This is a genomic window from Pseudarthrobacter adonitolis (assembly GCF_055412845.1).
The window spans coordinates 22330-35550 of the sequence record NZ_JBVAYW010000027.1; the positions used below are offsets into that span (position 1 = coordinate 22330).

Below are 13221 nucleotides of genomic sequence, written 5' to 3' on the forward strand. Positions count from 1 at the left end.
CAACCGCTGAGTTTTTGTCCAGATAACTGCCTCTAATCGGCCGTGACGCCGTGTTATCTGGACAATAACTCACGTGGGGCGTGCGGCGAGTGACGCTCAGTCCCGGCGGTCGCCGTCGGATGCTTCATCCCGGGCTGACTCGTCCCGGGCGGATTGCGCCGCCTTCTGAACCACGGCTTCAAGTTCATCGGAGCTGAGCAGCTCGCGGTGCAGGTGTTTGGTGCGGTAGCCGGAGCGGCCCACCATATGTGCGGAAACGGGCACCGTCAGCAGCTGGAAAATCCAGGCCCCCAGCAGCACCGGCCACACCCACCAGGTGCGCAGCTGCAGGCCGATCGCTGCCAGGAGCAGAAACAGCCCCAGCACCTGGGGCTTTGTGGCCGCGTGCATGCGGCTCAGCAGGTCAGGGAAGCGCAGCAGGCCGACGGCGGCGGCGAGCGACATGAGGGCACCCACCACAAGGAATATCGCCGACACGGTATCGATGACGTTATCTATCACGCTGGCCTCAGGATTCATTGGCCTGCTCCCGCCGGTCGGCCACGAAGCGCGCGACGGTCACCGAACCGATGAAGCCGACGATGGACAGCGCCACCAGGAGCATGAGGTTGTTGAGGTGCCGGTTGACGGCCATGTCGATGCACAGGGCCGCGCCGAGGATCGCGAGCAGGACGTCGGAGGCCAGCACCCTGTCCAAGAGCGAGGGGCCGCGGGAGATCCTGATGATGGCTCCCGCCGCTGCCAGCGAAAGAATGACTGCCGTGACAGCCAGGACGGTCTGCATCATGCTGCGGCCTCCTGCCGGATTGCTTCGAGTTCTTCGCGGGTGCCCATGATCCTGATCAGGCCCGCTTCGATGGAGCGGACTTCCTTGCGCAGGTTCTCGATCTCTTCCCGGCTGCTGACGTTGAGCGCGTGGAGGTACAGGGTGGACGTTGACCGGTCCACTTCCACCACCAGGGAGCCCGGGATCAGCGAAATCACGTGCCCGGTGGCGGTGACCATCAGGTCCTGATGGCTTCGCAAAGGGACTGCGACGACGGCGTTGATCACCTTCGGGCCGCGGACAGCCGCCAGAAACATGACCTCGATGCTGGCAGCCGCCACCCTGCCCAGGAAACGCAGGGCAAATGGCACGGCGTGCAGAATGTTGAAGCGGCCGCTGAGTTCCACCGGCGGCAGGTAGAACATCCGGGCCACGAGCACGGCCAGCAACGCGCCGAAGAGCAGGTTGCCGGGGCTGAAGTCCTGCCACAGGGCAGCCCAGACAATCACCAGCCATACCAGCAGGGGCAGTTCCTGGCGCAGGGAAATCCGGCGGCGGCTCATTTGCCCCCTCCGTCTTTCAGGGCCAGCGGGGGAACTTGCGTGTCCTCGCCCAGTACGGCCTGGATGTAGGCGGACCTGTCCAGCATTTCGTGGGCGGCCTGGTCCGAGACGGTGAACAGCGGGCCCGCGAAGACCGTGAGTGACACACCAAGGACCACCAGGCCCAGGGTTGAGCCCACCATGGTGCGGGGCAGCAGCGTGACGTTTTTGCGGCCGGCCCGGCTGCCGGTATCCGAATCCTCGGGCTCGGCCAGCAGGACCGGGTCCGGGTGCTCAGCGTCCGAGGGCTTGCGCCAGAACGCGCGGTTCCAGACCCTCGCAACGGCCAGCAGGGTCAGGAGGCTGGTGGCCACGCCGCCGATCACCAGGGCGTAGGCCAGGGGCGTGCCCAGTTCGATGCCCGCCTGGATGAGCCCCACCTTCCCCAGGAACCCGGAGAAGGGCGGGATCCCGGCCAGGTTCATGGCGGGGATAAAGAACAGCAGGGCCAGCATGGGTGACAGCTTGGCAAGGCCTGCCAGCCGGTCCACGGAGGAACTGCCGCCGCGGCGTTCGATCAGGCCCGTGACCAGGAAGAGACTGGTCTGGATGGTGATGTGGTGGGCCACGTAGAACACGGCGGCCCCCAGCCCCGCCACCGAGGACATCGCCAGGCCAAACACCATGTAGCCGATGTGGCTCACCAGGGTGAAGGACAACAGACGTTTGATGTCGCTCTGGGCCAGGGCGCCCAGGATTCCCACCACCATGGTCAGCAGCGCCGCCACCATCAGCGGAGTGTTCAGGCTGTCCCCGGGGAAGAGCAGGGTTTCCGTGCGTACCATCGCGTAGACACCGACTTTGGTTAACAGGCCGGCGAACACGGCCGTGACCGGCGCCGGCGCCGTGGGGTAGGAGTCAGGCAGCCAGAACGAGAGCGGGAACACGGCCGCCTTGATGCCGAAGGCCACCAGGAGCATCACGTGCAGTAGGGTCTGGGTTCCCTCGTCCAGGTCCGAAAGCTTGATGGCGAGGTCGGCCATGTTCACTGTTCCGGTGGCGCCGTAGACCATGGCGATGGAGATCAGGAACAGCACCGACGACACCACGGAAACCACCACGTAGGTAACTCCGGCGCGGATTCGGGGGCCGGTTCCGCCCAGTGTCATCAGCACATAGCTTGCCGTCAGCAGGATCTCGAATCCGACGTACAGGTTGAAGAGGTCCCCGGACAGGAACGCGTTGGACACGCCGGCCACCAGGATCAGGTAGGTGGGGTGGAAGATCGACACTGGAGCGTCCTGGTCGCCGTCGGCCATGCCCTGCCCTGTGGCGTAGACCAGCACAGCGAGGCTGACGGCGGACGACACCACGAGCATGAGGGACGAGAACTGGTCCACCACCATCGTGATGCCCCACGGCGGCAGCCAGCCACCGATGTTCACGGCGGCGGTTCCGCCGTTCCAGACCGAAGCAAGCAGCGCGCACTCGAGCAGGAGCGTCAGGGACAGCACGGCAATGCTCACGGCGCGCTGGGCGCGGGAGTCCCGGATCAGCAGGAAGGCCAGGGCGGCACCGAGGATGGGAAGCACGACGGCGAGCGGGGCAAAGCTTGCAATGTTCACTTCATACCTCCTTCGGGACCAGGGGTTACATTCCGCGAGCCGGGTTGCTCTTCAGCGGCGGCATCCGCGGCAGGAATCTCCTTGGCACCGGCCGTGACGGAATCGCCGGCCGCTTCCGGGCCGTCCGACGTCGAGGCGTGGTCCGAGACGGAGCTCCCGTCGCTGCCAAGCATCGTCAGGGGAAACTCGGAAGTCTCGGCCGGAATAGGGGCGTCGTCTTCGGCGTCGAAGCGGGGCGTCTCGGCGACGCGGAGGTCCTCGACGTCGTCCTGGATCTCATCCTGGCGGGCCAGGACCCATGTGCGGTAGATGATGCCGAGCATAAATGCCGTCACGGCGAAGGAGATCACGATCGACGTGAGGATCAGGGCCTGCGGAAGCGGGTCTGCGTATTCCTGGGCGCCGGTGTCCTTGTTGTACAGCGGCGCCAGGCCGGCATGGCCGCCGGTGGCCAGGATCAGCAGGTTGGTGGCGTTCGCCAGCAGCATCAGCCCGAGCAGCACCCGGGTGAGGCTGCGTTCCAGGATCAGGTAGATGCCGCACGCATACAGGGCACCCATGACGGCCAGCAGGGTCAGGTTGACGCTCATCTTTGGCCCTTCGCGGTGGTTTCGGCAGGGACGCCCACGGGTTCCCGCACCTGGGCAGCGGCAGGGGCGTCATCGGTTGGCGAGTCCTCGGCAGGCTCGTCCTCGGCGGGCGCAGTTCTCTGCTCGTCAAAGTGTTCGTCGATCTCGGCGCCCAGGCTGCGCAGGACGTCCAGCACCAGGCCGATCACCACGATGTATACGCCGATGTCGAAAATGGTGGACGTGACGAACTTGATGTCCCCGAAGACCGGCAGCCAGAGTTCGATGATGGCGGACTGGAATACCTGGCCTCCCAGCAGCAGCGGTACCACGCCGGACGCCGCCGCAGTGGCGAGCCCGATCCCCAGCAGGGTACCGGCGCCCACGGGGGTGGCCTCGCGCAGTTCGAACCGGCCGCCGGCCAGGTAACGCATTGCCAGGGCAAGCCCGGCAGTCAGGCCGCCGGCGAAGCCGCCGCCGGGGAGGTTGTGGCCGGCCAGGAGGAGATAGAGCGAGAAGATGATCAGGGAGTGGTAGATCAGCCGCGTGACCACTTCAAAGATGATGGAGCGCCGTTCCGGTGCCAGGGTCCGCCCCGCCACGATCCAGGCATCCCGGGCGGAGGCTGCGAATTTGCGGCTGATGGCCAGCGCCGCTGCCTCCCGCGACCCGGGATCCACCGCAACCTGGCGGCCTACACTGCCCTCGGCAATGGTTTCTGAGACCCTGCTCCGGTCGCCGCGGCCGCGGACGAAGATGAGGCTGGCAACACCTGTGGCGGCCAGGGCAAGGACGGATATTTCACCGAAGGTGTCCCAGGCACGGATGTCCACCAGGGTCACGTTGACGATGTTCAGCCCGCCGCCGCCTTCATAGGCGAGCCGGGGGAATTCCAGGGACACGGGCACGGCCACCCGGGCGCCCATGGCGTGGATGGCGGCGAAGACCATGGTGACTCCGAAAGCCGCCCCGATGATCACGCGGATCACCCGGTACTTGCCGCCGGTGCGGTCACGGAGTTCGGCGGGCAGGCTGCGCATAGCCAGGACAAAGGCCACCAGGATGATGGTTTCCACGAGCATCTGGGTGAGGGCCAGGTCCGGGGCGCCCTGGAGCGCGAACATCAGGGCGATCCCGTACCCGGTCACGGACACCATCAGCACGGCGAGGAACCGCTTGTTGGCCTTGACCGCGGCCAGCGCGCCGATCACAATTCCTGCCCCGACCACAGGCTGCAGCGGCGAGTACGGATCGATGAAGTACAGGTTGTCCGGAAGCGGCTTGCCCGCCAGCACCATGGCCGTCAGCGGCAGAGCGAACGCCATGGTGAGGATAACGGCGAGATAGAAGTACAGGGAACCACGCTGCGTGCGGCCCGTGATCCAGACGGCTGTGTCGTCCAGGGCGCCGATGATGAGCTGATAGACGCGATCGCCGTCGATCCAGCCAGGCACACGGGACTGCGCGCGTGCCACCAGGTTTCGTCCGAAGTACATCGCTAGGCCCAGCGCGAACGTGAGGGCGGTCAATCCCAGGGCGGGGGTGAAACCGTGCCACAGCGCAAGGTGGCCTGCCTGCTCGGCAGGTGTGCCGGCGTCGGACGCGGTGGAGGCGAACAGCGCGGCGTAGGGCTGGACCCAGGCGTCCACCAGCGCCGGCCAGAGGCCGTAGACGATGCTGAGGAGGCTGAGGAGGGCGGGGGCTGCCAGGAAGGACGGCTTGACGGCCTTGAACGTTGTCCGCTCAATTCCCGGCTTCACCGCGAACGCTCCCCACATAAAGAGGGCGCTGTAGGCGAACGTGAGAATGGACCCGAGGACGATGCCGACGAGCACCAGCATGCTCCAGGCCTCGCCGCCGGAAGCGTGGTGGACAAAGGCTTCCAGGACTGATTCCTTGGCCACAAATCCGGCGAGCAATGGGACGCCGGCCATCGAGGCGGCACCGATGCCGGCCACAATTCCGAGCGACCGCGACGACCCGAACACGCCGGACAGCTGGCGGATATCGCGCGTACCGGCCTGGTGGTCGATGATGCCTACCACCAGGAACAGGGTGGCCTTGAACAGTCCGTGGGCCAGGAGCATTGCGAGGCCGGCGAGTGCCGCGTCCGGCGTGCCCAGCCCCACCACCATGGTCAGGAACCCCAGTTGGCTGACGGTGCCGTAGGCCAGGATAAGTTTGATGTCGGTCTGCCGGAGCGCCCGGTAGCCGCCCACCAGCATGGTGGCCAGACCCAGCCCCAGCACGATGACCTGCCAGTAGGCGGTGTCGGAAAATCCCGGGGCGAGCCGTGCCACCAGGTAGATCCCGGCCTTCACCATGGCCGCGGCGTGGAGGTAGGCGCTCACCGGAGTGGGGGCCGCCATGGCACCCGGAAGCCAGAAGTGGAACGGAACCAGCGCGGACTTACTGATGGCACCCGCCAGGATCAGTACGACGGCGGCGGCAACGATTGCGCCTGTCGGTCCGCTGATCAGGGTGGGAGCTTGCGCCAGGATTGCCGAGATCCGGTAGGTTCCGGCGCTGTGGCCCAGCATGATCAGGCCCACCAGCATGGCCAGCCCGCCCGCGGTGGTGACCATCAGGGCCTGCAGCGCAGAGCGCCGGGCTGCCAGCCTGGTGCGGGCGAAGCCGATCAGCAGGTAGGACAGGATGGTGGTGAGTTCCCAGAAGATGAACATCAGGAGAAGATCGTCAGCGATCACCAGGCCGAACATCACTCCCGCGAAGGCGAGGAACTGGGCGCCGAAGCCTCCGAGATCCTGGTCCTTGAGGCTGAAGTACCGGGCGCAATAGACGAGCACCAAGGCGCCGACGCCCAGGATGAGGAGCGACATCACCCAGGCAAGGGGATCGAGCCGGAAGGCGAATTCAAGATCCAGCCCGGGAACCCAGGGAAAGACCTCCGTGGCTGCCCCGGAGTCCGAGTACACGGCGCTGTGCTGGAACAGCAGCCAGACAAAGGACGCAGCGGGCACAGTCGCCAGCGCGTAGAAAGCGTTGCGGCCTAAGGCCCTGAACAGAAATGGCGCCACAGCAGCCACCGTAAAGTGCACGGCAAGGACTGTGATCACTGGATCTCCGCAACGTCAGGGATTCGATTGTCAAAAGTTAGGGCAGGCGGTCATTCGTAAAGTTCGGTGGCCAGTTTATCAAGGCACCCTTGGCACTATTCCCGCTCCGGGCCGTGGGTCCCTGGAATTTACCGGGTGTCCGGCGTACCATCACCGCCTTGTTCGCCAGGGGCGGATACGATTCAGCCTATGAACACCGCCAGCGCTCCTGAGGCCATGCAGCCGCCATCGGAACTTGCGTCCGGAAACGAGGCCACCGGCAAAGGCCGTGTGCTCGCCTGGGCCGCCTGGGACTGGGGATCTGCGGCCTTCAATGCGGTCATGACCACTTTCGTCTTCACCGTCTACCTCACCTCCAACTCCTTCGGCGGCAAGGATCAGGCCTCGGCCGTTCTTGGCGGCGCCCTGGCCATTGCGGGCATCGCCATCGCGCTGCTCGCTCCCGTGACCGGGCAGCGCTCGGATCAAGGCGGGCGCCGCAAACTATGGCTGGGGGTCAATACGGCCGCTGTCGCCATCCTGACGTGCCTGTGCTTCTTTGTGTTCCCGCGGCCGGAGTTTCTGCTGCTGGGCGTTTCCCTGATCGCGCTGGGGAACGTGTTTTTTGAGTTCGCCGGCGTCAACTACAACGCCATGCTGGCCCAGATCTCCACCCCGAAGAACATCGGCAAGGTCAGCGGGTTCGGCTGGGGCATGGGCTACCTGGGCGGCATTGTTGCCCTGCTGATTGTGCTGCAGCTCTTTGTGCAGCCGAGCTTCGACTGGTTCGGCGCCTCCACTGACGACAGCCTGAACATCCGGCTGGTGGCTGTGTTCTCGGCCCTGTGGTTCTTCATCTTTGCCCTGCCGGTGCTATTCGCTGTCCCGGAACTCCCGCGGCCGGCGCGGGCCCAACCGCCGGGTTTCCTGGCCTCCTATGGCCTGCTGATCCGCCGGATCAAGGCAATCTACGCCACCAGCCCGCACACCATCTACTTCCTCCTGGCCAGCGCAGTGTTCCGTGACGGCCTCGCGGCAGTGTTCACGTTCGGCGGGATCATCGCGGCCGGCACCTTTGGCTTCGAATTGTCCCAGGTCATCTTTTTCGCCATCTTCGGCAACGTCGTGGCGGCCGTGGGCGCGGTCATCGGCGGGTTCCTGGACGACCGGGTGGGGCCCAAGGCCGTGATTGTGGGTTCCCTCGTGGGGCTGCTGGTCGCCGGGACCATGATCCTGGTGCTCGGCAACAGAGACTACGTCTTCTTTGGCACGGCGTGGGCCGGCAGCACCACGTTCTGGGTCTTCGGACTGTTCCTGTGCCTGTTTGTGGGGCCTGCCCAGTCCTCGTCCCGGGCCTACCTCGCCCGGCTGGCACCCCACGGCGAATCCGGCGAGCTGTTCGGCCTCTACGCCACCACCGGCCGTGCCGTCAGCTTCCTGGCTCCGGCGCTGTTCACCCTGTGCATCACGCTGGCCACTCCCCTGGTGGCCCCCGGTGAGGCCCAGCGCTGGGGAATCCTCGGCATCATGGTGGTGCTGCTCGCCGGCCTCCTGGTCCTGCTCCCGGTGAAGTCGCCGGACAAGACCGCCATTGCCGTCGTTCCAGTCTCCTAGCGCGAACGGACATTTAAGCCCCGGCTGACCCTGTGGGCCAGGGGCCGCAAGTGTCCGCTCGTGCCGCCGTCACACACCCACCCGAAACCCGCCTGTGGAGACTAGGCTGGTGGCATGAACGTGGACGAGACTGACCTCCCCGGCCTGGGCCGGCGGAAGGACTTCATGACGGCTTCCGGCCGCCGCATCGGCGTTGTGGAGCTGCGGGAGGGCACGATGGAACTCATCGTTTCCACCTGGAACGATCCCGACACCTGCCAGGCGTCGATTCCCCTGACCGGGGATGAGGCCGCCACCCTGGGTAACCTCCTGGGCGGGCAGCACCTGGCCATGAAACTGAGTGAAGAGCACAGGGAGATCCCGGGCATCGTGACCCGGCAGTTCTCCATCGCTCCGGAATCCCCGTTCCAGAATCAGCCCATGGGGAAGGCCTGCATCCGAACGCGCTGCGGAGTCTCGATCGTGGCGATCATGCGTGAAGGCGAGGTGCTCCCGTCGCCGGGACCCGACGTCGTACTTCACGCCGGTGACCTCCTCGTCGCAGTGGGAACGCAAGAAGGCCTCGATTCGGCGGCCGACATCCTGCGCAACGGCTGAGCGTTATGGACCCGTTGGCCCTGACCCTCATTGAGCTGGGGGCCGTTGTGTTCTGCCTTGGCCTGTTGGCCAGGCTGGCCGGACGGATCGGAATGTCACCCATCCCCCTATACCTCGTGGGTGGACTCGCATTCGGCGCAGGCGGCGTGGTCAAGCTCGAAGGTATGCAGGAATTCGCACATCTCTCCGGCGAAATCGGCGTGATCCTGCTACTTCTTATGCTCGGTTTGGAATATACGGCTGCCGAGCTTTTCACCGGTCTGCGCAGGTCCTGGCAGGCCGGTGTTCTTGACCTGGTGCTGAATTTCATCCCCGGCGCAGGACTGGCGCTGCTGCTTGGATGGGGCATGGTGGGCGCGATGGTCATGGGCGGCGTCACGTACATATCGTCGTCCGGGATCGCCGCCAAGGTCATCACGGACCTGGGCCGGATCGGTAACCGCGAGACCCCGGCGGTGCTGTCCATCCTGGTCTTCGAGGACCTGGCCATGGCCGTATACCTGCCTATCCTCACCGCCACCCTCGCCGGCGTGAGCTTCCTGGGCGGGCTCACCACCGTGGCGATCTCCCTTGCGGTGGTCACCGTGGTGTTGATGGTGGCCCTGCGGCACGGACACCGCGTGTCGAAAGCGGTGCACAGCGAGAACTCCGAAGTCTTCCTGCTCAACCTGCTGGGCGCGGCCCTGCTGGTGGCGGGCGTGGCCTCGGCCATGCAGGTTTCGGCAGCCGTAGGGGCGTTCATGCTCGGCATCGCCATTTCGGGCGCCACGGCCCACAGCGCCACCCGGATCCTGGAGCCCCTGAGGGATCTGTTCGCGGCGCTTTTCTTTGTCGCCTTCGGCCTTAACACGGATCCTTCCTCGATCCCGCCAGTGCTCGGCTGGGCGCTGGTTCTGGCCGTTGTCACCGCCGCGACCAAAATGCTCACCGGCATCTGGGCCGCCAAGCGCGCCGGCATTGCCCGTCCCGGCCGCTTCCGTGCAGGTGCGGCACTGATTGCCCGCGGCGAGTTTTCCATCGTCATCGCCGGCCTGGCAGTGGCGTCCGGTGTGGTCCCGGACGAGCTTGCGGCCCTGGCCACGGCCTACGTGCTGATCATGGCCGTTCTGGGCCCGTTGGCAGCGCGTTACGTGGAGCCGATCGTCAAGTTGTTCACGCGGCCTCCCCCGGTGCCCGCCCGGGCGTAGCCCGATTCCCTGCCCTGGTGCCCTACATCGATGAGTGAGGTCTCGGCGCTTAGGCTCAGCATGAGGATGGCGACGAAGGCCAGGATGAACGACGCCGTCACCACCTTCCGGATTCCGATCCGGTCCGCCAGCACCGAGGCGCTGATGGCGGCGCAGCCCGGGCGCTACACCTCGGTGCGGTGGAAGTTCAGGTGGCTGCGGCTGGCTGTCGGCCCGCGCTGGCCCTGGTAGCGGTTGCCGTATTCACCCGAGCCGTATGGAAACTCAGCAGCAGAGGTCAGCCGGAAGAAGCACAGTTGGCCGATCTTCATGCCAGGCCAGAGCTTGATGGGCAGCGTGGCCATGTTGGACAGCTCCAACGTGACGTGGCCGGAAAATCCCGGATCAATGAACCCGGCTGTGGAGTGCGTCAGCAGGCCCAGGCGGCCCAGCGAGGACTTACCTTCCAACCGTGCAGCAATATCGTCAGGCAGCGTGACGGTCTCGTAAGTGGAGCCCAGCACAAACTCTCCGGGGTGCAGGATGAACGGATCACCGCTCTCCACCTCCACCAGCCGCGTCAGCTCGGGCTGCTCTTCCGCGGGGTCAATATGCGCGTACTTGTGGTTGTCGAAAAGCCGGAAAAACCGGTCGATCCGCACGTCCACCGAGGACGGCTGGACCATCTCGGGATCGTACGGTTCGAGGACGATCCGTTGGGAGTCTAGTTCGGCACGAATGTCGCGGTCAGAGATCAGCACGCCTCCCAAAATACCGCATGCATTGTCGCTGTCGCGGCGTGGGGCTAATGTTGCCTCAGAATGACAGCCGCCGGATGGTCTCCCGGTTGGTACAACTGAACTGATCTGGGGTTGGCTTTGAGAAAATTTGCGGCGCCCGCCGTTGTGGCGATGCTGTGCGCGCTCGCACTCGTGTCCCCGGCCGCCGGCATGTATTCCGGTCCGCCGGTGGATGAGCCCTCGGTCCAGGCGGCCTTGGGGCCGCGCGCAGTCACGTTGGGCCCGGCGGGGACAGCGGACGACGACGGCGGCGCGGCCGACGCGGACACCGGCACCGGTTCCCTGCTCGCCCCAGCCGTGGAACCGGTGATCACACCGGCGTCGCCCGCCGGGGAAGTAGGCACGTCAGGCACCGCCGCGGTGCAGTCGGCGGCGACGGTGACTGCCCCCGTGACTACCGCCTCCGAACCAGTCGCGCCGGAACCGCCCTCCGTGCCGCCCCTCTGGGCCCCCGACGCCGAACTTGCCCAGAACAAATCCGCGGCTCCCGCCCCGCAGGCCCTCGCCACGGAATCCTTGGCCACCGAATCACTCGGCACCGAAGCCCTGGTGCCGGACAGCAACACGGCCGCCATCCTCACGGTTTTCAACGAAATCAATAAGTACCGGGCGGCCAATAGCCTGGCCCCGGTCAAGTACCACCCCACGGTGGCCGGCATGGCGCAGGAATGGTCAAACAGCATCGCTTCCCGGGAAGTCATTGAGCACCGCGCCAGCTTCTGGACAGACCCCCGCGCCCTAAACCCGAACAATGGTGCCGGCGAGGTCATTGCCATCCGCACAGACCGCGACGCGGCGAAGCTGGTGGAGTGGTGGAAAGGCTCTCCCGGCCACAACGCCATGCTGCTCGACCCGCGCTTCAACGTCATGGGCGCCGGGATCTCCTACACGAACAGCCTGTACACCATCTGGGGTGTGGTGAACTTCTTCGGCTACACCACCCTGCCCGCGGGCACCGTCACGTCCCCCGGGGGCAGCTCAGCCGGCGGGGGCGCTTTCCCCGCCCCAACGCCAACCGTGTGCGATCCGGCCGTCAAACACATGCCGCCCACCCTGAATCTGGCCAGCGCTGCGATCAACAGTGCCGCCGATCTTGTTACCATCAACGCGGCCGGCCAGCTCATCAACCGCCCCTCCACGGGGAACAGGTCCTACGGGGCTGCCAAGGTCATCGGCTCCGGGTTCGGAACGGCCAAGGAAGTGTTCACCCCCGACTGGGACCGCGACGGCGCCTATGACCTCCTGACCCAGTGGAACGACGGCCGGCTGACGCTCCACCCGGGACTGGCGGCAGGAGGCTTCGGGGCTTCCGTAACACTGGGCCAGTCCGGCTGGGAAACGCTGACGCTAGCTGTGGGCGGCTGGTGTGCCAACAACCGCCTGCCCCAGCTCGTCGCGTTGGATACCGCCGGAAACCTGTTCCTCTACCCGAATGTGGGCCTGGCGGACATGTCCTCGCGCACCACCATGGCGACCGGAGTAGCGGCCAGGAAGCTGAGCATGGTGGATTATGACGCCGACGGTTTCCAGGATCTACTGGCCATCAAGTCCGACGGCGCCGTGCAGCTTTACCGCGGAGCCGGCACTCCGGCGCCGCGCGTCGAAGCCCGGCCCACCATCGCCACCGGCTGGCAGGATGTCACCGGGATCCGTCCGCTGCGCGACGTGACAGCCCTGAACTCCACCGGAGTGGCACTGCGCCGGGCCAACGATGTGGTGCAGTACTGGGACCTGAGCGCCGGAAGCCTGGCGTCGCCGTCGAACGTCACCGGAAGCTGGACAGGCCAGCGGCTGGCGCAGTAGCCCTCAGGCCGCCGTCCGCACTTCCAGGATATCTTTGAGCCGCGCGAGCTGGGATACTTCGGCCTTGATGGTGCGCTGGATGCCGGTGTTCATCAGGCCCAGGAGGCCTTTGGGCTGGTATTCGAGGGCGAACCTGACCCGGGTGCCGGCCGGTTCAGTGCTGAGGTAGTACCCGCCGGTAGGCTGCGACGGTCCGGAGATCACGCGGAACTGAATCTCGGCGCCGGGCCTGGCCTGGGTTATTTCGAAATCGGCAGGGATGGTCCGTCCTGACCGACCGGTGGTTGTCTGCCGGTAGACAGCGCCCTTGGTTCCGGCGGCACCGGACATCAGGCCGATGCTGCGGATTCCCTTGCGCCATTGGGGAAGGTTCGTTCCGTCGACCAGGAACGCGTACACGGTCATTGCGTCGCACCGGATAAGCACCTCGTGCTCTGCAAATGCCATGGGAGTCCTTCGTTAGCGCTGGTCAGGTGGTAGCCCGCCCCACCCCCATGACACCGCAGCTAACGGGTTCAGAGTAGCCACTCGGCCCACCCCGGACCTAGCCACCGACGGCGACGTTATTGAAGAGTTACGCGGGGCGGGACGATTCCCCGTTTGTGACGGCCTTTCTCAGTTTCCGCTGGACGCACTCAGCCCCCGGGCGTTGCCCAGGGGCTGAGATCCTGCGGCCGGGCCGC

12 protein-coding genes are annotated in these 13221 nt (G+C 65.9%); 4 read left to right on the forward strand and 8 right to left on the reverse strand.

All coding sequences use genetic code 11. The features are described 5' to 3' along the window. Positions 1–96 precede the first annotated feature (96 nt). From mnhG to ACZYZ4_RS17825, 6 genes are read right to left on the reverse strand one after another with little or no spacing between them, the layout of a single operon-like run. The gene (gene mnhG, locus ACZYZ4_RS17800; RefSeq protein ID WP_463863035.1) at positions 97–519 is read right to left on the reverse strand and encodes a monovalent cation/H(+) antiporter subunit G; all 423 of its coding nucleotides are present in this window, start codon (positions 517–519) and stop codon (positions 97–99) included. Next, a complete protein-coding gene (locus tag ACZYZ4_RS17805) occupies positions 509–787 on the reverse strand; it encodes an MrpF/PhaF family protein (RefSeq protein ID WP_111908152.1) in 279 nt (92 codons plus the stop codon). The genes mnhG and ACZYZ4_RS17805 overlap by 11 nt, the downstream gene beginning before the upstream one ends. Continuing rightward, positions 784–1329 carry a Na+/H+ antiporter subunit E gene (locus ACZYZ4_RS17810; protein ID WP_463863037.1) on the reverse strand — a complete coding sequence of 182 codons (546 nt, stop codon included), beginning with the start codon at positions 1327–1329 and terminating at the stop codon, positions 784–786. Before ACZYZ4_RS17810 ends, ACZYZ4_RS17805 begins: the two co-directional genes overlap by 4 nt. Next, positions 1326–2933 carry a Na+/H+ antiporter subunit D gene (locus tag ACZYZ4_RS17815; RefSeq protein ID WP_463863038.1) on the reverse strand — a complete coding sequence of 536 codons (1608 nt, stop codon included), beginning with the start codon at positions 2931–2933 and terminating at the stop codon, positions 1326–1328. The genes ACZYZ4_RS17810 and ACZYZ4_RS17815 overlap by 4 nt, the downstream gene beginning before the upstream one ends. Next, positions 2930–3523, reverse strand: coding sequence for a Na(+)/H(+) antiporter subunit C (locus ACZYZ4_RS17820; protein WP_463863039.1), 594 nt, complete (start codon positions 3521–3523; stop codon positions 2930–2932). Before ACZYZ4_RS17820 ends, ACZYZ4_RS17815 begins: the two co-directional genes overlap by 4 nt. Next, complete coding sequence (locus tag ACZYZ4_RS17825; RefSeq protein WP_463863040.1) at positions 3520–6579, reverse strand: Na+/H+ antiporter subunit A; 3060 nt, start codon at positions 6577–6579, stop codon at positions 3520–3522. Before ACZYZ4_RS17825 ends, ACZYZ4_RS17820 begins: the two co-directional genes overlap by 4 nt. 189 nt (positions 6580–6768) lie before the next feature. On the opposite strand from ACZYZ4_RS17825, the gene ACZYZ4_RS17830 reads away from it, so the two are divergent. From ACZYZ4_RS17830 to ACZYZ4_RS17840, 3 genes are all read left to right on the forward strand, one after another. After that, positions 6769–8172, forward strand: a complete 1404-nt coding sequence (locus ACZYZ4_RS17830; RefSeq protein ID WP_463863042.1) for an MFS transporter — start codon at positions 6769–6771, stop codon at positions 8170–8172. A gap of 114 nt (positions 8173–8286) precedes the next feature. After that, complete coding sequence (locus ACZYZ4_RS17835; RefSeq protein ID WP_463863044.1) at positions 8287–8769, forward strand: cation:proton antiporter regulatory subunit; 483 nt, start codon at positions 8287–8289, stop codon at positions 8767–8769. A gap of 5 nt (positions 8770–8774) precedes the next feature. Further along, a complete protein-coding gene (locus tag ACZYZ4_RS17840; protein WP_463863046.1) occupies positions 8775–9956 on the forward strand; it encodes a cation:proton antiporter in 1182 nt (393 codons plus the stop codon). 164 nt (positions 9957–10120) lie between these two features. Here the strand turns inward: ACZYZ4_RS17840 and dcd are convergent, their stop codons facing one another. Next, on the reverse strand, positions 10121–10696 hold the full coding sequence (gene dcd / locus ACZYZ4_RS17845) for a dCTP deaminase (protein WP_463863048.1): 576 nt from the start codon (positions 10694–10696) through the stop codon (positions 10121–10123). A gap of 117 nt (positions 10697–10813) precedes the next feature. Between dcd and ACZYZ4_RS17850 the strand changes: the two genes are divergently transcribed. Next, complete coding sequence (locus ACZYZ4_RS17850; protein WP_463863050.1) at positions 10814–12538, forward strand: CAP domain-containing protein; 1725 nt, start codon at positions 10814–10816, stop codon at positions 12536–12538. Positions 12539–12541: 3 nt separating this feature from the next. On the opposite strand, the gene ACZYZ4_RS17855 is transcribed toward ACZYZ4_RS17850, so the two are convergent. Beyond that, a complete protein-coding gene (locus ACZYZ4_RS17855) occupies positions 12542–12985 on the reverse strand; it encodes an SRPBCC family protein (RefSeq protein WP_463863051.1) in 444 nt (147 codons plus the stop codon). Positions 12986–13221: the final 236 nt, after the last annotated feature.